Raw genomic sequence first — 20,899 nt, 5'->3', positions numbered from 1 at the left:
TCAGATCTCCAGTTCATTCGTCCACACGGACTTCTCGGAACATGCCCATTTCCATGTGGAACAGTAGGTGACAGTGATAGGCCCAACGTCCCAAGGCACCTGCGGTGACGCGATAGCTTCGTTTTGAGCCAGGTGGCATGTCGATAGTGTGCTTGCGAACCATGAAGTTGCCGTTCTCGTCCTCCAGATCACTCCACATACCGTGGAGATGGATGGGGTGAGTCATCATGGTGTCGTTGACCAAGGTGATGCGAAGACGCTCGCCATATTTCAATCGCAGCGGTTCAGCGTCGGAGAATTTGATACCGTCGAACGACCACGCGAACTTCTCCATGTGGCCGGTAAGGTGCAGTTCGATTGTGCGTCCAGGCTCTCGACCATCGGGATCGATGAAGGTGCTCCGCAAATCGGCGTAGGTCAGTACTCGGCGCCCGTTGTTGCGCAGGCCGATTCCCGGATCGTTCAGCTTCGGGGTCGGCGACATGGTCTGCATATCGACCAACGGGTTGTTGGTCTCGGAAGCTGGATGGCTCTGCATTGCACCGCTCATGCCGGCCATGCCCTCATGACCCATCCCAGCCATCTTGCTGTGATCCATGCCGGCCATGCTGCCATGGTCCAGCCCAGCCATCTTGCTATGGTCCATGCCAGCCATGCTGCCGTGATCCATTCCGCCCATGCTGCCGTGGTCCATGCCCATGTCGCTCATAGCGATGATCGGGCGCGGATCTACCTCCGGCACGGGCGCTTGCAAGCCTTCACGAACTGCCAGGGTGCCTCGGGAGTACCCGGTACGGTCCATGGACTGCGCGAAGATCGTATAGGCCTGCTCGTTTTCAGGTTCGACGATGACATCGTAGGTTTCCGCAACGGCGATCCGAAACTCATCGACCGATACGGGTTTGACGTACTGGCCGTCGGCAGCCACAACCGTCATCTTGAGCCCAGGAATCCGGACATCGAAATAGGTCATGGCCGAGCCGTTGATAAAGCGCAGGCGGATTTTCTCGCCGGGCTTGAAGATTCCCGTCCAGTTGCCGTTCGGAGCCTGGCCGTTCATGAGGTAGGTATAGGTATACCCGCTCACATCAGCGAGGTCGGTGGGGCTCATCTTCATTTCAGCCCACATCTTCCGATCCGCTACAGCGGCCGACCAGCCTTTCTCGCTCACATCGTCAACGAAGTCGCCAACTGTGCGCTTGTGGAAGTTGTAGTAGTCGGATTGCTTCTTGAGTTTGGAGAGCACCTGCGCCGGGTCTTCATCCGTCCAGTCGCTGAGCATGACGACGTAATCACGGTCATATACAAACGGCTCCGGATCCATGGCATCGATCACCAAAGCCCCATAGACCCCGGACTGTTCTTGGAAGCCTGAGTGACTGTGATACCAGTAAGTACCGTTCTGGTGGACCTTGAACTTGTATTCGTACATGCCATCGGGAGCGATGCCGTGGAAGCTCAAGCCCGGCACACCGTCCATGTTGGCGGGCAAGATGATGCCGTGCCAGTGAATGGAGGTGTCCTGTTTCAACCGGTTGCGTACGCGCAGCGTCACGGTGTCGCCTTCGCGCCATCGCAGGATCGGCCCTGGCACTGAGCCGTTGATGGCCATGGCCGTACGAGCTGCACCCGTGATGTTGACGGGCAGCTCACCGATGTACAGATCGAAGTCCGTGCCGCTCAGCACGTTCGGTTGGCCAGGGCTGGTCACGGCCCAGACCGGCGCGCGCCACATGCCGAGCCCACCCAGAAGTCCGGTAGCGGCCAGGCCTTTGACGAAAGATCGTCTCGTGGTTTTGCTTTGCATGCCGTTGCGTCCAGTCAGGTAGATCGCTGATATCCAGGCTGCCGATGGCGCAGCCCTTGGGTTCATTGGAGCTCTCACCAGTCTCGTAGACTTTCGCCACTGCGCGAGGCTGATGAGAGGCCGTAGTCTGAAACTGCCATAATTCAGATTCCGGGGTAATTACATTTTCTGTAAGCTCGGATCAGCAGTTTTCGTGGCCCGCGTGCTTACTGGGCTGGGCGGCGACTGGCGCCTGCTCTTTCTTCTCCTGCGCAACCTGGTAGGCCTGCATGGAGCTTTGGCGAGCCGCTTCCATCCGCGCAAAAGCCCGGTCCGCGCCGCCCTCTGCCAGGGCGATGCCTGCCATGCCGAAGGTAACGACCATCAAAATTGCTTTAACCATGTTCATCTGGAGATCCTCAGTGGGTTCTGCGCCTCATGGCGTCAGGTACAGGGTCAAGTTAGCCTCGCGGTGCTGTCAGAAAACTGATCTCGACATTACTTTTCCGTCAGCTTCTGGTGGGGCGTCTTTTTTCCTGCAAACTGGAGATGCACCCCGCATGGATGAGAGCAGATGAAATTACTCGTAGCCGAAGATGAGCCGAAAACCGGTGTCTACCTCCAGCAAGGCCTGACAGAAGCTGGCTTCACCGTTGACCGGGTGATGACAGGCACTGACGCCCTGCAACAGGCACAGAGCGAAGCGTATGACTTGCTGATCCTCGACGTGATGATGCCGGGGCTCGACGGCTGGGAGGTCCTGCGCAAGATCCGTGCAGCGGGTCAGGATGTGCCGGTCCTTTTCTTGACGGCCCGAGACGGCGTAGACGACCGCGTGAAAGGTTTGGAGCTGGGCGCTGATGATTACCTGGTGAAGCCCTTTGCGTTCTCGGAGCTGCTGGCTCGGGTTCGCACGTTGCTGCGCAGAGGCAACGGTGGTTCTGCTCAAACCACCATGAAGATGGCAGACCTTGAGGTAGACCTGCTCAAGCGTCGAGCTACGCGAAACGGCAAGCGGATCGACCTTACTGCGAAGGAGTTTTCCCTGTTGGAGCTGCTCATGCGCCGACGCGGCGAGGTGCTCCCCAAGTCGCTGATCGCTTCTCAGGTCTGGGACATGAATTTCGACAGTGACACCAACGTGATCGAGGTCGCGATTCGTCGACTGCGGGCCAAGATTGATGACGACTTCGCGCCAAAGCTCATCCATACCGCCCGAGGCATGGGCTACATGATGGATGTGTCCGAGTGATGCGACCGCAATCATCGCTCGTCAAGCGACTGACCCTGATGTTCATGTTCGCGGTGACTGCTGTCCTGATGGTTGCTGGCGTGGCTTTCTATGGACTCAGCCAGCACCATTTCCGGATGCTAGATGAGCAGGCGCTTTCCGAAAAGCTGGAGTCAACGCGTCATATCCTGTCCATCTCAGCAGCGCGAGGCGGGCTAGACGATCAGGAGCAGCAGCTGCGGGCATTGCTCGGCGCACATCAAGATCTGTCGGTGAAAATCACCAAGGCTGACGGAACGGTCCTTTTTTCAGACCCCAAAGCCTCCCAAATTCCTCAGGGGTTCGAGCAGGCGCATCGGGGTGCGGTCTGGGAATGGCAGGATGAATCGCAGAACTTCCGCGGCATTACCGCCCAGCTGACCATGACAGGCGAGCCTGAACCAGTGACTGCCGTGCTGATGCTCAATGTCACCACTCACGCCCATTTCTTTGTCACCCTGCAATGGTGGTTCGGCATCGGCTTGGTGATCAGCGCGATTGTGAGCGCAGGCTTGGGCTGGGTCGTGGCCAAGAGTGGGCTTCGGCCTGTTGGGCAAATCACCAAAGTGGCGACCGGGATGTCGGCAAGATCACTCCGCGAGCGCATTCCCCTGGAGCCCGTACCGCTAGAGCTTCAGGAGCTCATCCTGTCTTTCAACGGGATGCTGGGACGATTGGAGGATGCATTCGTTCGGTTGTCCAACTTCTCTGCCGATATCGCTCACGAGTTGAGAACGCCGGTCAGCAACCTACTGACCCATACCGAAGTGGTGCTCGCCAAGAAGCGTGGCCTGGATGCCTATGAGGAAAACCTCTACTCGAACCTTGAAGACCTCAAGCGCATGTCGCGCATGATCGACGACATGCTTTTCCTCGCCAAGGCGGATAACGGTCTGATCGTGCCTGAGCAGATTGATGTGGAGCTCTCCGAGCTTGTATCCAAGCTGTTCGAGTACTACCAGTTCCTGGCTGAGGACCGTGGCATTCAGCTGACCCTCAAAGGTCGTGGCAAGGTTCGTGGCGATCGCCTGATGATTGACCGAGCGCTTTCCAACCTTTTATCGAACGCGTTGCGCTACACCCCGGAAGGCAATGAGATATCAGTGCAGATCGAGCAAACACCTGAAACCGTGACGCTTTCCGTGCGTAACAGCGGGGTAACCATCGATCCCCAGCACATTGCCAAGATCTTCGACCGGTTCTATCGAGCAGATCCAGCCAGGCGAGAAGGCGGGCCGAGCAATGCTGGCCTGGGTCTGTCGATAACACGCTCCATCATTGAGGCTCACAGCGGACGAATCTGGTGTACTTCGTCGGAGGGTGTCACAACTTTTCTCATCAGCCTCCAAGCCTCCAAGCGGTTGGTCGGTGCAGCCCCAACCCCTTAATGCTGAATTCAAGAATACATCTTGTAATGCCTGCCTTGTGCGCTGGCCTGAGAATACTGCGCGTGAGCCTGCCTGGAAGAAACAGGACGTATCAATGATGGCCGACTGCATCAAGGCGGACAGGGATTGCGCAGAGATGTGCAAGCTTGCGGCTACCTTGATGGCACGAGAAAGCATACTCGCCAAAGCCCATTGTGCGCTGTGCGCCAGGATTTTCCGCGCTTGCGGGGAGGAGTGCGGTGAGCATAAGGCAGACCACTGTCAGCATTGCGCAGAGGCCTGGATGGCCTATGCAGCATCCTGCGAAGCAGTGGCTGCGTAGGCGTATTTCGCCCAGGAGACGGGTAGACCGCTCATGACGAGCATGCGCTCTGGCGGAGCCTAGCTTGGGCAGCTAGCTAACCAACGGCGCTGCCTTATGGATATTGTTACAAAGAAGCCCGCCTCGGCGGCGGGCTATCAGATGTCTCCAAGGGAAGGCTGTAGGCCAACAAGTCTCGGAGCAAGCACTCGTAGGATACGCCTCTTGGCTCACACCTACCAGCCAGCTTCGGCGGAAGCGTCCTGCGTTCTGACGGCACTGGAAGCGGCTTATGTAGGCCCCGTCAATTGGCAGGGTAATCCGCCAAGACAAGGCTGGCTGATTATTCCCAGGCGGTATGCCCTCAGGCAGCTGTTCCTCCACCGAGGCAATCTCGGCGTACAACGCCCGCGCCACCGGGTCGGCGAACAGTTGGCCGATGTTCATATAGTAATCGTGGGTCTGGTATTCCGCGCCGGTAATCAGCGCGGCATGGATTTTGGTGATCAGTGCGGCGCTGTCCTTCTGATAGTTGTCTCGGAGGTCATCGCCGGGGGCGCTGCTCGCTGGTGGGCCGGCCGGGCACGATGTCCGAGTAGCCTTGCAGGATGTTATTGGCGTCCTTGCCTTCCAGGCGATCAAGCATCGCGGCGTAACGGTAGAGGTCGTCGAAATCTTCCAGCAAACCGAAGCGGTATGTCTGCGCCTGGTAAGGATCCGGCTCGTTCTGGGCCACCGCGGCGGTGACTTCGATGGCGACCTGTTCGTAGGCCACGGTGGTTTCCAGGGGGGAATGATCCGCCGACAGCAACCAGTTGATGGCCGTCATCTGATGGTGTTCGGCACGCCTGACCTGAGCCAGGGGCAGTTGCAGCTCCTTGTGGAAACGCGCACCGAAATGCTTGAGGCGCAGGGCGTCGGACTCGACGCCGTTCATCAATATCACCCGCACACGGGTGAACGCATCGTCGTCCAGTTTGCTGATCGGTTTGCCGGCCAGCTCACGCCAGGTAAAGGTCTGCTTGTCGAGGGGAGTCCCTTTGTTATCCAGCAGATTATCGATTTTGGTCATGGGTCGATCTCCTTCATCAGAGGCCACGCGAAGCACCGTCGAAGCAACGGCGCTGGGGCACAAAACGAACGACCCTGGAGAAATGCGCAGCTCTCCACGCAGACGATGAGCGGTCGCATAAGTGGATGAAATGCCGCTTGATTTTCCGCTCATCAGGTCGGGACAAGGATTTTCGAACCAAGGGCTGGCGCGCCGGCTCGGAGCTACATAACATCGCCGCAACCGACTCAAGACGACTGGTTTTTTGCGGCTTCAACGGCGGGGTGTAGTCAATATCTGCCTGGGAGTTTTCGCGATGTGTGAATGTTTCGTTCAGCCTGTCTCTTCCAAGGATTCCCTGGCGTTCTTTGCCCAGCGCGAGCCCTTCAGTGCCAACTCATCAAGCTTGTCCGCCGACAGTCTTCACGCCGCGGCGGCGCCCGCGCTGCATGAGCGACAAAGCGTGATCAAGCCGAACATGCAGGTCAGCGCCATACGCAACCGTGGCGGGCGGCTGGAGTGCATCAAGGTGCGCTGGGGGTGGTCGCCTGTCTGGTCGATGGGCACGATGCCGCCGCTGACCCACCTGCCCTTGCACCTGGTGATGCGCTCCAAGGTCTTTGACCGGGTCAAGCGCGATGGCAGAGTCTTGATAGCGGTCGATGGTTGGTATGAAGCGTCAGAACCTGACGTGACTGCACCGTCCCGCCGCCTCAGCTATACGACCTCCCGCCAATCGTCACCGATATTCCTTGCGGCCCTAGCCCAGGCCAGTGAAACGCCAAATGGTTGCGATGGCCTTGCCCTAGTGACCTACGGCGAGATCGTCAGCGAGCAGCAAAGAGTGCTGGCCTTTACCCGCGAAGATGCGTTGGTATGGCTCCAGCCCGACTTACAATGGGGGCAAGCGCAGCAGATCGCCATGCATATTGCGATTGCCGAACCGCAGCTTGAACACTTATTGACAACTGAGCGACGGGCCCTAGGAAGGCGAGGATGACCGCTATATGGTGTTGTAAACATCTCTTTAAGGAAGGACTTTTATCCGAAATTGTTTACAAATTTCTGACGGTCCACTGCATCGCGTTCGAGCCGTCGTCACATACCGCAACCGCCACCGCAACAATTCTGGAACGCAGGAAAAAGTCACCGCCGTCGGCAGCCCTAGCAATCCATTGCCGCTCCGGCCACGGAATCAACGATGACTCAATTTTCCGTTGGCTACCGCGCCGACCATCGATAGCTTTGCCGGGTTTGTAGGCCTGTTGTTCATCGCCAAGGCTGGATTAGGTATGCACCTCGGCGCCCACGTCCAGCCTCGTCAGACGGATTGAATTAAAAGCCCTCCAAGTACTCAGTAACTCCTCACCGGGAGAAATAACGATGCCCTCAGCCATGCTGTACATCGATTACGAAATATATGGAGTGCCGAAGTCTTTCATCATTCGCTTAGACATCATGAATAACGCTGAGGCATGGCATTGGGCGAGTTGCGATGCGGGCGTGGGCCGGATTCCGAAGTTCGGTCGAGAAAAGGTCAGGCGTGTCAGCAAACCCCTCGCGGAGCGTTTAGGCATTTCCAATGTTCGCTGGCGCTTGTCGGGCGCAGAACCTTTCAAGCCCGCCGCCTACGTCCCACCAAGGTATTAGCTCCTTCATGAAGAGGGTGGTCCTTAAGCTGATTCGCGACCGCCCTCCACCATAAAGCGTCTGGTATCTGAAGGACCTTCTGACTCCTTTGTCGACGCAACGGAAGGGGGATACCGAAGGATTGCGGCCGCATAAATGGTCGATGCTGAGCGGCCTCATGACGATGATCTGCCATAATGATCCGAGTCTCGTATTACATCATTCAGAGCTAAGGGTCTCTGACTTAGCGGTGCATACAAAACACTGTTTAATTGTCAGCATCGTCTCGATGCGGGCAGAAGCACTTCCCCTACCCGCCCAAGCCCCTAAACAAATGCTTGAGCTATGGCCTTGATGCAAGCCCTCCGCCTCGACGAAGTCAACTGCCTGGCGATGGGCTATCCAGGCCGGTCGGGGCTTTGTGACGTTTTGTCTCATAGGGACCGCCCTAGACGAGCTACGCTGGGCGTACCGACTTAAGTGGCGCGACACAATTGCTAACGCACGAACGTGTCGCGCTTTACTGCGTTGCCCGGTCCACGGCCTCGATCGCCTTGTCTGCTGCCTTGGTGGCGGTCGTGCGGCCTTGGTCGCCTTCTCGGCTGCGGTGCTGGCCTTGCGGGTGAGCTCATCCAGGCGCTTGTCTCGCTCTTCCATTGCGGCGGCGTAGGCGCCGCGGATAACCGCCCGCCTGCATGACCGCAACACGCAGATGAATGCCCGGGCTGACGGGCAAGTGTAAGACCTGAGGGATCGCGGGAATCGTGGCCGGTAGAGTGAGTAAGCGCCCAGATGGCCACGGCGAGTCCAAGAATAAGCGGCTGAAACCTTCGCCCCGGTGAAACTCCGGTGTCACTACGGCCGCTAATAGTCATGCCGGGATCAGCTCCGGCTATCTGCATCAATCTCCACTGGGTTGCGAGTCCGCGGCCGGGAGAAAGCAACACGGCGGTGGAAGTCCGCGCTGGAGACGTAACGAGCCCCCTCCCCCGACCAATAAATACCGCATGCACATGACACCGCGCCCCAGGGCAACCAGCGGAAGGATCGTGTGCAGCCGGAATTTGTTGGATCAACCAGATGGAGGCCGCCATGGCAACCAGCTATGCAGACAGCCAACACTCCCTTCCGGGGGATATCACGCAGAGCGCGAGCATCGCGCAGACGTATTTCAGGATAAGTACACGGGGCCGCTTGCCCGCACAAGAAAAGCGGAAGTGCCAGCTCTTGGTGCCATTCGTATTCACGAAAAGCGCAAAGCCATCAAAGTCAGGAAGGGTATAGTTTTTGGCGCGAGGTTTGGCGTGCCGGACCGCCGTATTGGTAAGGACCATCGTACTAACTCCACTCATATGAATGAAGGAGTGTTGCAAAGTATTCAGAGTGCCAAGCAGCTCTAAAAACTGACTTACCAAGCGTCGAATTGATGTACTAAAAAATGTACTAAAAAATCGTGGATATTGATGTATCGGAATGGATTTTACTGGAACGAAAAAAGAGACCGATGTCTCTTTTTTTGGTTTCTACATACTCCAATGGAAGTCTATAGAAAAATAATTGGAGCGGGAAACGAGACTCGCATCGGGTGTCCGACCCATTGAAATCTAAGGGGTTCTTTTCTTTCCGGGGCAGAAAAAGGCTTGATTTTGGACTTGTTTTCACAGCGTATCAAGAGGCAATTGGAGCGGTTCCAAACCAAAGCGATTGAGCTTCTTTCGTAGCCAGCCGGACAAGCGTTCATCAAACTGATGGCATCAATGGGCAAGATTATCAGTAGATGATGTTTGCCTATAGCAGCAGCTCAGTTCCCACTAGGGATACTGAGTCAGCGCGAATTGAACGCGGAGGTGTAGCGCAAGCCGCGCCCGCCATTTCTCCACAACCAGACCCGCTAAGTCTTTGATGTTGCCGTCACTTGTATTAGCAATGGCGCGTACGGCAGAAAGCAGGTTATCTGCAAGTGGTGTCGCCCGCGCACCTTCGCTGTCATGTCCGCGAGCAACTCGAAACAGCGCTATCGCAGTACACGTGCTGAAATCCACTGGAAAGGCTCCCGGCACCTGGCGCAGATCCTGTACATCCATCGTCCCACGCCGCCTTCCCACTCACATATGCAAAGAAATGAAATCCACGAAACAGCGCAGCTTGGGCGTGATAAAGCGGTTCGGCGGCCACAGCACACTGAAGTGAATGGTGCGAGTTACCTCCTGGGTCAGCACGGCCTGCAGCGCCCCGGACTCAAGGGCCTCCTTGACAGCGAATTCCGGCAGGCAGGCAATGCCCCGCCCTTCCATGGCGGCATTGAAAAGCATGTCGATGTTGTTGCAGACCAGCACGGCCCGCAGGTCCTGCGTGCCGTTGTGGGACTTATCCGGTAGTGGCCAGCGCTCAAGCTTTCCCGTGGAAGGCACCCGGTATAACAGGCAGTCATGGTTGCTCAAGTCGCTGGCGTCCACCGGCGTACCCTGGGCCTGGAAATAGGCCGGGGCGCCCACCAGCAGGAAGCGGAAAGCACCCAATCGCCGCGCCACCAGACGAGAGTCATTCAATTCACCAGTCCTGACCACCGCATCGAAGCCCTCCTCCACGACATCCACCAGGCGATCGCTGAAGTCCAGTTCCAGATGAATGTCCGGGTATCGCTTGGCAAAGCTGGACAACAACGTGAACAGGAACTGCCCGGCCAAGGGCAGGCTCACCCGCAGCTTGCCGCGCGGTTCGCTGCTGGTGCTCGACAGCTCCAGTTCTGCTGCTTCCAGCTCATTGAGCACACGCTGGCAGCGGTTCAGGAAAAGCATGCCCTCCGCCGTCAGGTTGATACTGCGAGTGCTGCGATGAAACAGCCTGACGCCCAGGCGCTGCTCCAGGCGCGCTACGCTTTTGCCGATCGCCGATGAGGACACGCCTAATAGCCGTCCGGCCGCGACAAAACTGCGCGTTTCGGCGACCTGGACGAAAACCGAGATTCCGCTGAGGTTGTCCACGCTCTCTCTCCTTGAGTTTCTTGCGCTTTGAATTGCGGAACGAAACGTCCGGTGTGTCCGGAATTCTAGCCTCTGTTTCCCCTGCCGTCTGCGACCTAGCATGGCGACGTCCATTACAGCAGGGAATCGCGATCATGACCGCCAAAGAAACCATCCAATTTTCCAGCGCTATCGCCACCGACCCCATGGAGGCGCGAATCGACGCAGCCCTGAACAGCGCCATCGAGGACAAACGCCTGGTGGGCGCCGTGGTGCTGGTTGCCCGTCGCGGCGAAATCACTTATCGCAATGCCGTGGGCCTGGCCGACCGGGAGGCTGGCCTGCCGATGTGCACCGACGCCTTGTTCCGGCTCTCCTCGGTGACCAAACCTATCACCTCGGCCGCCGCCCTGGCCTTGGTCGCCCAAGGCCGCATTGACCTGGATGATCCTATCGCTCGCTGGCTACCGGAGTTTCAGCCAACCCTGGCGGACGGCACCCGCACGTCCATCACCGTACGCCAATTACTCAGCCATACAGCGGGCCTGGGTTACGGTTTTCTCGAAGGCACGGGCGGCGGCGCCTATGCGCGGGCCGGTGTGTGTGACGGGCTGGAAAATGCGCCGGTGACCCTGGAGGAAAATATTCGCCGACTGGCGACGGCGCCGCTGCTCTATCGTCCTGGCACCGATTGGGGCTATTCAATTGCCACTGACGTGTTGGGCGCGCTCATCGCCAAGGTATGCGGGACCAGTCTGGCCGATGCAGTCAATCAACTTGTGTGCGAGCCACTCGGTCTGTCCGATACCCGTTTCAATGTCGTCGACACTTCCCGCCTGACGGCCGCCTATCTCAATGCCGATCCCGAGCCACGTCGTATGAATGGCGTCGAAGTGATCGAGGTTTTCGAAAACACCGCTGGCATCCGGATGGACGCGGATCGGGCCCTGGACAGCAATGCCTACCATTCGGGAGGCTCAGGCATGATCGGCTCCGCCGAAGAATTCCTGACCTTGCTCGAAACCTTGCGCCAGGGTGGTGGCCCGCTCATGCCGGCGAGCCTGGCGAAAGAAATGGGAACCGTCCAGACCGGCAACCTTGAACTCGCCAATTGGCCTGGCCGTGGTTTCGGTCTGGGATTCACGGTGATGACTGACCCGCAAGCGGCACAAGCGCCGGAGTCCATCGGTACCTGGCGCTTGGGTGGGGCTTTTGGTCACTCCTGGTTTGTCGATCCGGCGCAGCAGATCTCCGTGGTGGCGTTTACCAACACCGCCTTCGAGGGGATGTTCGGACAGTTCACGGTCGATCTGTGCGACGCCGTATACGGCGCTTGAATGAGGCAATCTGTTGCCGCGATAAGGAGTCCATCATGAGAAGACCGGCTTGAGAGCCGGCCTTCATGCGAATGCAATTTGAGTTGTCCAGCTTTGTCTTGGCTACCTGCCCCACGGAATTGACCAGGCACTTCGGCTCCCGACAGTGCCGCGGATCTTTATTGAAAGGTATCGACTCATGACGCATTCACGCCTCTACCACGACTATGCCAACGTACGCCTGGACTCCCTGACGGGGTTTCGATTTGTCGCCGCGGCCTTGGTATTTTTCTTTCATGCCTCACTGACAAAAATCATCGGATTCAATCCGTTTGCCGACCCGCAGATCGTCGCCGGCTTCCAGCGCTTATTCAGCGTGGGTGGCTGGCTTGGCGTCTCGTTTTTTTTCGTGCTCAGTGGTTTCGTCATCACCTGGTCGGCCCGCAGGAACGATACGCTCGGCGCGTTCTGGCGCCGACGCCTGGTGAAGATCTACCCCAACCATCTGGTCACGTTCGTCCTGGCGATGATCTTGTTCGCCGTACCACTGACCGCCGTCAGCGCCTGGCTGCCCAATGTGCTGTTGATTCATGCATGGGTGCCGGACATGTCGGTGTTTCTGAGTGTCAACGGGCCGTCGTGGTCGCTGTGTTGTGAATTGGTTTTCTACTTGGTGTTCCCGTTTTTCTTGCGTGCGTTGTGGAAGGTTGCAGAGGACCGACTCTGGCTGACTGCCGGCCTGACAGTCTGCGCGATGGCTGCGACCCACTGGTTCATCGCCAAGTTTGTCAACGGTACGCCGCAGATCGCCGAGTACCCAATATCCCTGAACCAGTGGTGGCTGGCTTATTACTTTCCGCCGCTGCGGCTGTTCGAATTCGTTCTCGGCATGCTGATGGCGCGGATCCTGATGACGGGGCGCTGGGTTGCTATCCCGGTCGCTCCGGCCCTGACGTTGGCGGCAGCGGCTTACTTCCTCGCAGGAGAAATGCCCTTTATCTATAGCCTGTCACTCACTACCGTCATCCCGATCGCCCTCCTGATTACCAGCCTGGCCGCCGCGGATATAGCGCAACGAAAGTCCTGGTTTCGTCATCCGCTGATGGTGTGGCTGGGGGAGATTTCGTTCGGGTTCTACATGATCCACTTGCTGATCATGATGGGCCTGACCTCGCTGTTGGACGGCCGCCGTTTTTCCGTTATGCCGGCCTCTTTCATTCTTGCCGCCACGTTCTGCCTGTCGCTCCTGGGTGGCTGGCTGCTCTTCGCCTTTGTTGAGCGGCCCGCGATGCAACGTTGGGGCAAGGCCAAGCCGATGGAACGGCCATTGAGTGTCCCTCAAGTCTGATTTTTTATATAGAAAGGATGCTTGCCATGTCATCGTTAATTCGCAGGTTGACCAGCGTGCCCGCTTGGGCGCTGGGTGTATTGGTGCTAGCGGCACTTGCCGGCTTTGCTATCAGCATGCGGGCCCCGGTTGCCCAGGCGAAAACCGCCCCCGCACCGCTGCCCCAGGTGCAAGTGATGACTGCCGTCACGCGTGATGTCATCGACTGGCAGAGCTACACCGGCCGCCTGGTCGCCACCGACACCGTGGTGATCAAGCCCTTGGTGGCGGGCACGCTCATCAGCGTGCACTTCAAGGACGGCGCGCTGCTGCGCAAAGGCGATCTGATGTTCGAAATCGACCCCCGCCCTTATGTCGCCACGCTGCAACTAGCCCAAGCCGCGTTGGTGGCTGCCCGGTCGATGAGCCTGTTTGCGCAGAAAGAGCTGCAGCGCTATGAGCATTTGATCACCAGCAATGCCATCGCGAAAACCGACCTGGACAAGCGCATCCAAAGCGCCAACGAAGCCCAGGCCAGGGTGAACGAAGCCCTAGCCAGGGTCGAGCTGGCCCGGCTCGATCTTGAACACACCCGCATCCTCGCGCCATTTGACGGCCGGGCTTCACGGGTAGAGGTGACACCGGGCAACATCGTCGATGTGGGGGAACGCTCTACGGCGCTGACAAACCTGGTGTCGATCTCGCCGATCTATGCCGACTTCGACGTGGATGAGCAAACCTTCCTGCGCTACCTGGGCAACCGTCCGGCGGGCGATACGGTCCCGGTCATGCTCGGGTTGGCCCACGAAGAGGGATACCCGCGCAAAGGCAACCTGAGCTCCCTGGACAACCGGCTGGATACCCGGTCAGCCACTATCCGGGTCAGGGCCAGTTTCGACAACAGCAACGGCGAGCTGCGCCCGGGCCTGTTTGCCAGGGTCCTGCTGCCAGGCAGCGCCAGCCGCCCCGCTACCTTGATTGAAGACAGCGCCATCGGTACCGACCAGGACAAAAAGTACGTGCTGGTGGTCGATGCCGAGGGCCGCGTCCAGTATCGCCAGGTCAAACCGGGGATACGCCAGGGTGCGCTACGGGTCATTGACCAGGGCATCACACCCGAGGAGCAGGTTGTCGTGAATTCCCTGCACTTGGCGACGCCCGGGATTCAAGTCGATCCTGTACGCGCGCCGTCCCAACCACAGGCGCAACAATGATGAATATTTCCGGATTTTTCATCGACCGTCCGATTTTTTCCGGCGTCCTTAGCGCCCTTGTCCTGCTGGCCGGCCTGCTCTCGCTGACGCGGCTGCCGGTCTCGGAGTACCCCGACGTCGTGCCGCCGCTCATCGTGGTGAATGCACAGTACCCAGGCGCCAACCCCAAGGTAGTTGCCGAGAGCGTTGCTGCGCCGCTTGAAGAGCGCATCAACGGTGTGGAAGGCATGCTGTATATGCAATCCCAGGCCAACAGCGATGGCACGCTGGCGATCAATGTGACATTCGCCTTGGGCACTGATCCCGACAAGGCCCAGCAGTTGGTGCAGAACCGCGTCTCCGAGGCACTCCCGCGGCTGCCGGCCGACGTGTTGAACCTGGGCGTGACCACCAGCAAGTCGTCATCGACCCAGACCCTGGCGATTCACCTGGTGTCGCCCAACAACGAATACGACGCCAACTACCTGCGCAACTACGGGATCCTGAATATCAAGAGCCAACTCGAACGCATCCCTGGCGTTGGCGAAGTGCGCATCTGGGGCGGTGGCGACTACGCCATGCGCATCTGGATCGACCCTGACAGCGTGGTACAGCGAGGCCTTACCGCTGGCGAGGTGGTCCAAGCCATCCGGGAGCAGAACATCCAGGTTGCGGCCGGCGTCATTGGCGCTTCTCCCATGCATGCCGGCGTCCCGTTGCAGCTCTCGGTCAATGCCCAAGGTCGGCTGAAAACCGAAGAGGAATTCGGCAACATCGTCGTAAAGACGGTGCCGGATGGGGGCGTGACGTATCTGCGCGACGTGGCACGGATCGAACTGGCGGCTTCTACCTACGCGCTTCGCTCGCTGGTGGACGGCCAGCCGGCGGTGGGCTTCGGTGTTTTCCAGATGGCGGGCGGCAATGCGTTGGACATCTCCGCACGTGCTCGGGAAATCATGACTGACGCCAAGGCCGATATGCCGGCAGGCGTCGATTACAAGATCGTCTTCGACCCGACCCAATTCGTTCGTTCCAGCATCGATGCAGTCATCAGCACCCTGTTCGAAGCCATCGTGCTGGTCGTGCTGGTGGTTATCGTGTTCCTGCAAACCTGGCGCGCCTCAGTCATTCCATTGCTGGCAGTGCCCATTTCGATTGTCGGCACGCTGGCGTTCTTGCTGGCATTTGGATTCTCCATCAATGCTTTGTCGCTGTTCGGCCTGGTGTTGGCGATCGGCATCGTCGTGGATGATGCGATCGTGGTGGTGGAAAACGTCGAACGCAATATCAGCCAGGGATTGTCCCCTCAACAAGCGACCCATCGGGCAATGGCAGAGGTCTGCAAACCCATCATTGCCATCACCCTGACACTGGTTTGCGTGTTCATTCCGTTGGCGTTCATGCCTGGTCTGTCCGGCGGATTCTACCGTCAGTTCGCCTTGACTATTGCAATATCCACGGTGATATCGGCGTTCAATTCGTTGACCCTTTCTCCAGCCCTCTGCGCCCTGCTGCTCAAACCACACGGCGCGCCTAAGGATCCACTGGAGCGCGGCATCGACAAAGTCATGGGGCGTTTTTTCAAGGGCTTCAATCGCCGGTTCAAGCAGGCCGAGGACCGCTATGGCGCCGGTGTGCGCGGCGTCCTGGCGCACAAGGGCAGGACCTTCGCGTTATTCGCAGTTCTGCTGTGTGCCTGCGCGTGGCTCAGCCACACGCTGCCAACGGGGTTCGTTCCGGCCCAGGACAAGGAATTCCTCGTGGGTTTCGCGCAATTACCGGCCGGTGCTTCGTTGGATCGCACCGAGCAAGTCATCCAGCAAATGAACGACATTGCGCTCAAGCATCCAGGCGTCGCCCATACCTTGGAGTTCCCTGGCATGTCGGTCAACGGTCTGATGAACTCCTCGAGCTCAGGGATCATTTTCGTGATTCTCAAACCCTTTGCCGAACGCTCGGGCGAGGCGCTGGGGGCGAACCAGATAGCGACGGATCTCAATGGTGAATTCAGCAAGATCGCGCAGTCGTTCACGGCCGTCTTCCCGCCGCCGCCCGTCCTTGGACTGGGAACGCTCGGCGGCTTCAAATTGCAGATCGAGGACCGGGCAAGCCTGGGTTATGTCGCCCTCGACAGCGCCGTCAAGGCGTTCATGGCCGAGGCTGCCAAAGCGCCGGAATTGGGACCGCTGTTCTCCAGCTACCAGATCAACGTGCCCCAACTGGACGTCGATCTCGACCGGGTCAAAGCCAAGCAGCTCGGCGTCTCGGTAACGGACGTGTTCGAGACCCTGCAGATTTACCTGGGGTCTTTATATATCAACGATTTCAACCTGTTCGGGCGGGTCTACCAAGTGCGGGCGCAGGCCGATGCGCCGTTCAGGGCCAACCCGGAAGACATCACACGCTTGAAGGTGCGCAATGCTTACGGCGACATGGTGCCCCTGTCGACGCTGCTGTCGGTAGACCCCGCCTATGGGCCGGAAATGGTCGTGCGCTACAACGCCTTTACGGCGGCGGATGTCAACGGCGCGCCCGCCCCCGGTTACTCCTCGGGCCAGGCGGAAGCGGCCATCGAACGCATCGCCCGGCAAACCCTGCCCCAGGGGATACGTATGGAATGGACCGACCTGACCTACCAGCAGCGGCTGGCCGGTGACGCGACCGGCTGGGTATTGGCGGTAAGCACGCTGCTGGTTTTCCTGGTGCTGGCGGCGCTGTACGAAAGCCTTCTGCTGCCGCTGGCGGTGATCCTGATCGTGCCGATGGGTGTGCTCTCGGCCTTGACGGGCGTCTGGCTGACCGGAGGTGATAACAACATCTTCACTCAGATCGGCCTGATGGTGCTGGTGGGTCTGGCGTCGAAGAACGCCATCTTGATCGTCGAATTTGCCAGGGACCTGGAGCGCCAGGGGCGAACCCCGCTGAGCGCCGCCTGGGAGGCCAGCAAGCTGAGGCTTCGACCGATCCTGATGACCTCGATTGCCTTCGTCATGGGCGTCGTTCCCTTGGTGATTTCCACCGGTGCCGGGGCGGAAATGCGCCAGGCAATGGGTGTCGCGGTGTTCTTCGGCATGTTGGGTGTGACCGCATTCGGACTGATTTTCACGCCGCTCTTCTACGTGCTGGTTCGCAGCGTCGGTCGCCGGCTACCCCAGGGCCAATCCATTGCAATTGCGGACACATATATCCGTTAACACCGGAACTCCAGCGCATTTTTCTGCATTGAACGCGCCTCTAGACTGCAAACGTTCCTAATCCTTGCGAGAAATGCCATGACACGTGTCGTTCGATTTTATGAGTATGGTGACCCAGACGTTCTACGGATAGAGGACTTGCTGGTCGCCCAGCCCGGCCCCGATGAGGTCCGCATCCGCGTGAAAGCCATCGGTCTCAACCGCGCCGAATCGATGTTCAGGCGCGGCCAGTACCTTGAACAGGCGACGTTTCCCAGCCGACTGGGTTATGAAGCAGCCGGTTTCGTCGAAGCCGTGGGCGACGCCGTAGACGGCTTCGAAATAGGTGATCCGGTCAGCCTGGTCCCACCTTCGAGCATCGCCCAATGGGGAACCTACGCCGAGCAGGCGGTAGTGCCGGCGGCGATGCTGGTCCGTCATCCGGACAACCTCAGCATGGAACAAGCCGCTGGTATCTGGATGCAATACCTCACAGCCTGGGGCGCGTTGCTGCCCGTGGCCGGGCTGGTCGCGGGTGACTACGTACTCATCACCGCGGCTTCGAGCAGCGTAGGCCTGGCCGCCATCCAGATCGCCAACCGATTAGGGGCGATTCCTATCGCAGTGACCCGTGGTGAAGAAAAGGTGCGCAAACTGCTGGCGGCCGGTGCAGTCCATGTGATCGTCAGCGACCAAGAAGACCTGGTAGCGCGCGTCGAGCACATCACCGCTGGCAATGGCGTGCGGGTTGTCTTCGATCCTGTCGGCGGCCCGGCTATCGAGCAGTTGACGGACGCCACCCGTCGCGGCGGCATCATCATCGAATACGGTGCCCTGAGCAGCGAACCCTCGCCTTTTCCGCTGTTCACCGTATTGGGTAAAAGCCTCACGCTGCGGGGCTATCTGCTACACGAAATCATCAACGACCCCGCCCAGTTCGCCAAAGGCAAGGCGTTCGTCTCCAGCGGCCTGGTCGATGGCAGCCTGTCCCCTGTGATCGCCAAGACCTTTGCCTTCGATGAAATCGTCGAGGCCCATCGCTACCTGGAAGCCGGCGAGCAGTTCGGCAAAGTCATCGTGACGCTGGAGGACCGGCCATGAAAATGTTCAACCCGTTGTTCTTCATTGCCCTGGGTTTGTTCGGTGTCTACACCATCGAATTCGGCGTGGTCGGTATCTTGCCGGTGATCATCGAACGCTACAGCGTCAGCGCCTCCGAGGCGGGTTATCTGGTGGGACTGTTTGCCCTGATCATCGCGGTGTTCGGTCCCTTCATGGTGTTGTGGTTTTCGCGTTACAACCGCAAGCGGATCCTGACCCTGTCGCTGTTTATTTTCGCCGGTGCAAGCGCTTTGTCGGCCTATGCGCCCAATTATGGAACGCTCGCGATCCTGCGGATCATTCCGGCGTTCTTTCATCCGGTGTATTTCTCGCTGGCGTTTGTCGCGGTGGTCTCTCTATATCCCAAGGAACAGGCGACTCAGGCGACGGCCAAGGCGTTTGTCGGCACCAGCATGGGCATGGTGCTCGGCGTGCCTATCACTACCTGGATCGCTGCACGTTTTTCCTACGAAGCGGCCTTCCTGTTCTGCACCGCAGTCAACGTGATCGCCGGGCTGGGCATCATCGCCCGGTTACCCGATACCTTTGCCGGGCAGCGGACGCCTTATGGGGAACAGTTGGCTATCCTGCGCAAACCGACGTTGTGGCTCAATATCCTGGCCTCGACACTGATCTTCGGAGCAATGTTTTCGGTGTATTCCTACAGCGCCGAGTATCTGTCTCGGGAAGCCGGAATGAGCGGTGAAGTGATCAGTGCCATGTTGATTCTGTTCGGCGTGGGCGGTGTGGCCGGTAATCTGCTGGCAGGCCGTCTGTTATCCAGAAATAAAGTGGTTACCACGCTGATGCATCCGATCATGCTGGGGGCGTCGTATCTGATCCTGCATTTCTTTGCCAGTGCGGACGTCTTGCCGATGATTCTGATCGTCGTGCTGTGGGGAGCCACCCACACCAGTGGCCTGATCGTGACCCAGGTCTGGCTGACCTCCGAAGCCCCGGAGGCGCCTGAGTTCGTTACGGGTCTTTACATCTCGTTCATCAATCTGGGCGTGACGCTCGGTGCGACTGCCGGTGGCTGGTTCCTGGCCCGCATGGGAATGGAAGGCACCATCGTAAGCGGCTTGGTTTTCTGCGCGCTTGCAGCCGCGACGATCGCGACCAAGGTACTCGTGTACGGGGCGCGACAGCCAGGTCTTGCAACGGAAACCCAAGCGGTTTTGCACTAAAGTCATTCATCGGAGACCGTGGCAAGCCACGGCCTTTCTCGAACTCAGCGGAGTTTTTATCGGTCAGAACCACTCGGATGGAGTCACGATATGGATGTTAGCAGCACCTCATTCTCAGCGTCACAGGCCGTCGATTTCCCTGTAGACAGCACCCAGTTCGATTGGGAGAACCTTCGGTACTTCATCGCCTTCGCGCGGATACGGTCCCTGGCCGCCGCAGCGCGATCGTTGAACGTCGAGCACGCTACCGTCTCACGGCGGATAGCAGCCCTGGAAACCGCACTGAAAGTGCGCCTGGTGGACCGACGAAGTCACCGGTACGAGTTGACCGAAAACGGCGAACGAATCGCCCAGCTGGGCAACCGCATGCAGGAAACCGCTTGTGCCCTGAGTCGCGCGGTCTGCGCGATCCGAACCGACAAGGTCGCAGATATCACCCTTAGCTCGCCTCCGCACTTGACGACGCATTTCATTGCGCCCCATCTGGGTCGGTTAAGGGAACAATGCCCCGACGTCAGCGTGCGGATCCTGTCCAACCCGCGCGTGGCTTCCATGGCCAGGCGCGAAGCGGATATCGCCATCAGCGTTGGGCGCCCGACCGAGACGGATCTGGTCGTGCGCAAGATTGGCACGCTGGACTTTGGCTTCTTCGCCGCACAATCCTACCTCCAGGGCCGCGCCGCCTCAGACTATGAATTTATTGCCCATGATGATGAGCAGGAACCCTCCCCTCAGCGCATCTGGCTGGAGAATGCCGCAGGCCAACGGCCCGTGGTGTTAAGGGTCAAATCCTTCGACGTGCAGGCCGAAGCGGCCAGAGCGGGGGCTGGTATCGCGTTGCTGCCGGTCTTCATGGCCGATGCCCCAGGCGATTTGCAAAGGGTCCCGATCGAAGAGCAGCCCTTGCATGCTGAGCTCTGGCTGGTGGTCCATCGTGACATGCGAACTGCTCCTGGAATACGCGCAATGATGGACTTCGTCATTCATTGTTTTGCCCGGCAACATCGTTAATCAAGGATTCGGCCCGACTGGGAATTTTTTAACAGTCACTGTTAAAAACAACCTGTTTACAACCTGTGGGAGATTGTCCAGTATCGAATCAGGCCAGGCAAACAAATTTCGCTTGAAGCCATGACCTCAAACAAAGCCGCACCCGCGTCACTCCTATAATAATAAATCCCCCTGCCCTTACGACAAATAACGCTGCCTCTGCT

The 20,899-nt window shown here is 58.7% G+C and carries 14 protein-coding genes and 3 pseudogenes; 12 read left to right on the top strand and 5 right to left on the bottom strand.

The window, feature by feature from the left end; genetic code table 11:
* Positions 1-13: 13 nt before the first annotated feature.
* Both J3P90_RS10710 and J3P90_RS10705 read right to left on the bottom strand, forming a co-directional pair.
* Entirely contained in the window at positions 14-1,807 is a 1,794-nt protein-coding gene (locus tag J3P90_RS10710; RefSeq protein ID WP_434676307.1) for a copper resistance system multicopper oxidase, read from the bottom strand.
* A 181-nt stretch (positions 1,808-1,988) separates the two neighbouring features.
* Positions 1,989-2,195, bottom strand: coding sequence for a co-regulatory protein PtrA N-terminal domain-containing protein (locus J3P90_RS10705; RefSeq protein WP_434559401.1), 207 nt, complete (start codon positions 2,193-2,195; stop codon positions 1,989-1,991).
* Positions 2,196-2,360: 165 nt separating this feature from the next.
* On the opposite strand from J3P90_RS10705, the gene J3P90_RS10700 reads away from it, so the two are divergent.
* The 3 genes and pseudogenes from J3P90_RS10700 (at position 2,361) to J3P90_RS10690 (ending at position 4,766) form a co-directional block, all read left to right on the top strand.
* Positions 2,361-3,038: a heavy metal response regulator transcription factor gene (locus tag J3P90_RS10700; protein WP_434676306.1), complete on the top strand. Its 678-nt coding sequence runs from the start codon at positions 2,361-2,363 to the stop codon at positions 3,036-3,038.
* Positions 3,038-4,444, top strand: coding sequence for a heavy metal sensor histidine kinase (locus J3P90_RS10695; protein WP_434676567.1), 1,407 nt, complete (start codon positions 3,038-3,040; stop codon positions 4,442-4,444). Before J3P90_RS10700 ends, J3P90_RS10695 begins: the two co-directional genes overlap by 1 nt.
* 30 nt (positions 4,445-4,474) lie before the next feature.
* Positions 4,475-4,766, top strand: a pseudogene (locus J3P90_RS10690) (four-helix bundle copper-binding protein).
* Positions 4,767-5,117: 351 nt separating this feature from the next.
* Here the strand turns inward: J3P90_RS10690 and J3P90_RS10685 are convergent.
* A pseudogene (locus J3P90_RS10685) lies at positions 5,118-5,817 on the bottom strand (hypothetical protein); the annotation flags it as partial.
* A gap of 295 nt (positions 5,818-6,112) precedes the next feature.
* On the opposite strand from J3P90_RS10685, the gene J3P90_RS10680 reads away from it, so the two are divergent.
* Both J3P90_RS10680 and J3P90_RS10675 read left to right on the top strand, forming a co-directional pair.
* The gene (locus J3P90_RS10680; RefSeq protein ID WP_434676305.1) at positions 6,113-6,796 is read left to right on the top strand and encodes an SOS response-associated peptidase family protein; all 684 of its coding nucleotides are present in this window, start codon (positions 6,113-6,115) and stop codon (positions 6,794-6,796) included.
* A 383-nt stretch (positions 6,797-7,179) separates the two neighbouring features.
* Entirely contained in the window at positions 7,180-7,446 is a 267-nt protein-coding gene (locus tag J3P90_RS10675) for a DUF6555 family protein (RefSeq protein WP_434676304.1), read from the top strand.
* Positions 7,447-8,553: 1,107 nt separating this feature from the next.
* On the opposite strand, the pseudogene J3P90_RS10670 reads toward J3P90_RS10675, so the two are convergent.
* A pseudogene (locus J3P90_RS10670) lies at positions 8,554-8,759 on the bottom strand (Arm DNA-binding domain-containing protein); the annotation flags it as partial.
* A gap of 771 nt (positions 8,760-9,530) precedes the next feature.
* Complete coding sequence (locus tag J3P90_RS10665) at positions 9,531-10,409, bottom strand: LysR family transcriptional regulator (RefSeq protein WP_420763604.1); 879 nt, start codon at positions 10,407-10,409, stop codon at positions 9,531-9,533.
* Positions 10,410-10,594: 185 nt separating this feature from the next.
* Between J3P90_RS10665 and J3P90_RS10660 the strand changes: the two genes are divergently transcribed.
* The 7 genes from J3P90_RS10660 to J3P90_RS10630 all read left to right on the top strand — a co-directional run bounded on the left by J3P90_RS10660 (position 10,595) and on the right by J3P90_RS10630 (position 20,696).
* Positions 10,595-11,725 carry a serine hydrolase domain-containing protein gene (locus tag J3P90_RS10660; RefSeq protein ID WP_434676566.1) on the top strand — a complete coding sequence of 377 codons (1,131 nt, stop codon included), beginning with the start codon at positions 10,595-10,597 and terminating at the stop codon, positions 11,723-11,725.
* A gap of 178 nt (positions 11,726-11,903) precedes the next feature.
* A complete protein-coding gene (locus tag J3P90_RS10655) occupies positions 11,904-13,052 on the top strand; it encodes an acyltransferase family protein (RefSeq protein WP_434676303.1) in 1,149 nt (382 codons plus the stop codon).
* A 26-nt stretch (positions 13,053-13,078) separates the two neighbouring features.
* On the top strand, positions 13,079-14,245 hold the full coding sequence (locus tag J3P90_RS10650; RefSeq protein WP_434676302.1) for an efflux RND transporter periplasmic adaptor subunit: 1,167 nt from the start codon (positions 13,079-13,081) through the stop codon (positions 14,243-14,245).
* On the top strand, positions 14,245-17,418 hold the full coding sequence (locus J3P90_RS10645) for an efflux RND transporter permease subunit (RefSeq protein ID WP_434676565.1): 3,174 nt from the start codon (positions 14,245-14,247) through the stop codon (positions 17,416-17,418). Before J3P90_RS10650 ends, J3P90_RS10645 begins: the two co-directional genes overlap by 1 nt.
* Positions 17,419-17,496: 78 nt before the next feature.
* Positions 17,497-18,498 (top strand): zinc-dependent alcohol dehydrogenase family protein, encoded by a 1,002-nt coding sequence (locus tag J3P90_RS10640; protein ID WP_434676301.1) that lies wholly within the window; start codon positions 17,497-17,499, stop codon positions 18,496-18,498.
* Complete coding sequence (locus J3P90_RS10635; RefSeq protein WP_434676300.1) at positions 18,495-19,685, top strand: MFS transporter; 1,191 nt, start codon at positions 18,495-18,497, stop codon at positions 19,683-19,685. Before J3P90_RS10640 ends, J3P90_RS10635 begins: the two co-directional genes overlap by 4 nt.
* Positions 19,686-19,775: 90 nt before the next feature.
* Complete coding sequence (locus J3P90_RS10630; protein ID WP_434676299.1) at positions 19,776-20,696, top strand: LysR family transcriptional regulator; 921 nt, start codon at positions 19,776-19,778, stop codon at positions 20,694-20,696.
* Positions 20,697-20,899: the final 203 nt, after the last annotated feature.

It is taken from the genome of Pseudomonas sp. D3-10, assembly GCF_051132175.1.
In the GTDB taxonomy this organism is placed as follows: Bacteria; Pseudomonadota; Gammaproteobacteria; order Pseudomonadales; family Pseudomonadaceae; genus Aquipseudomonas.
This window is presented reverse-complemented; position numbering and strand designations above follow the sequence as displayed.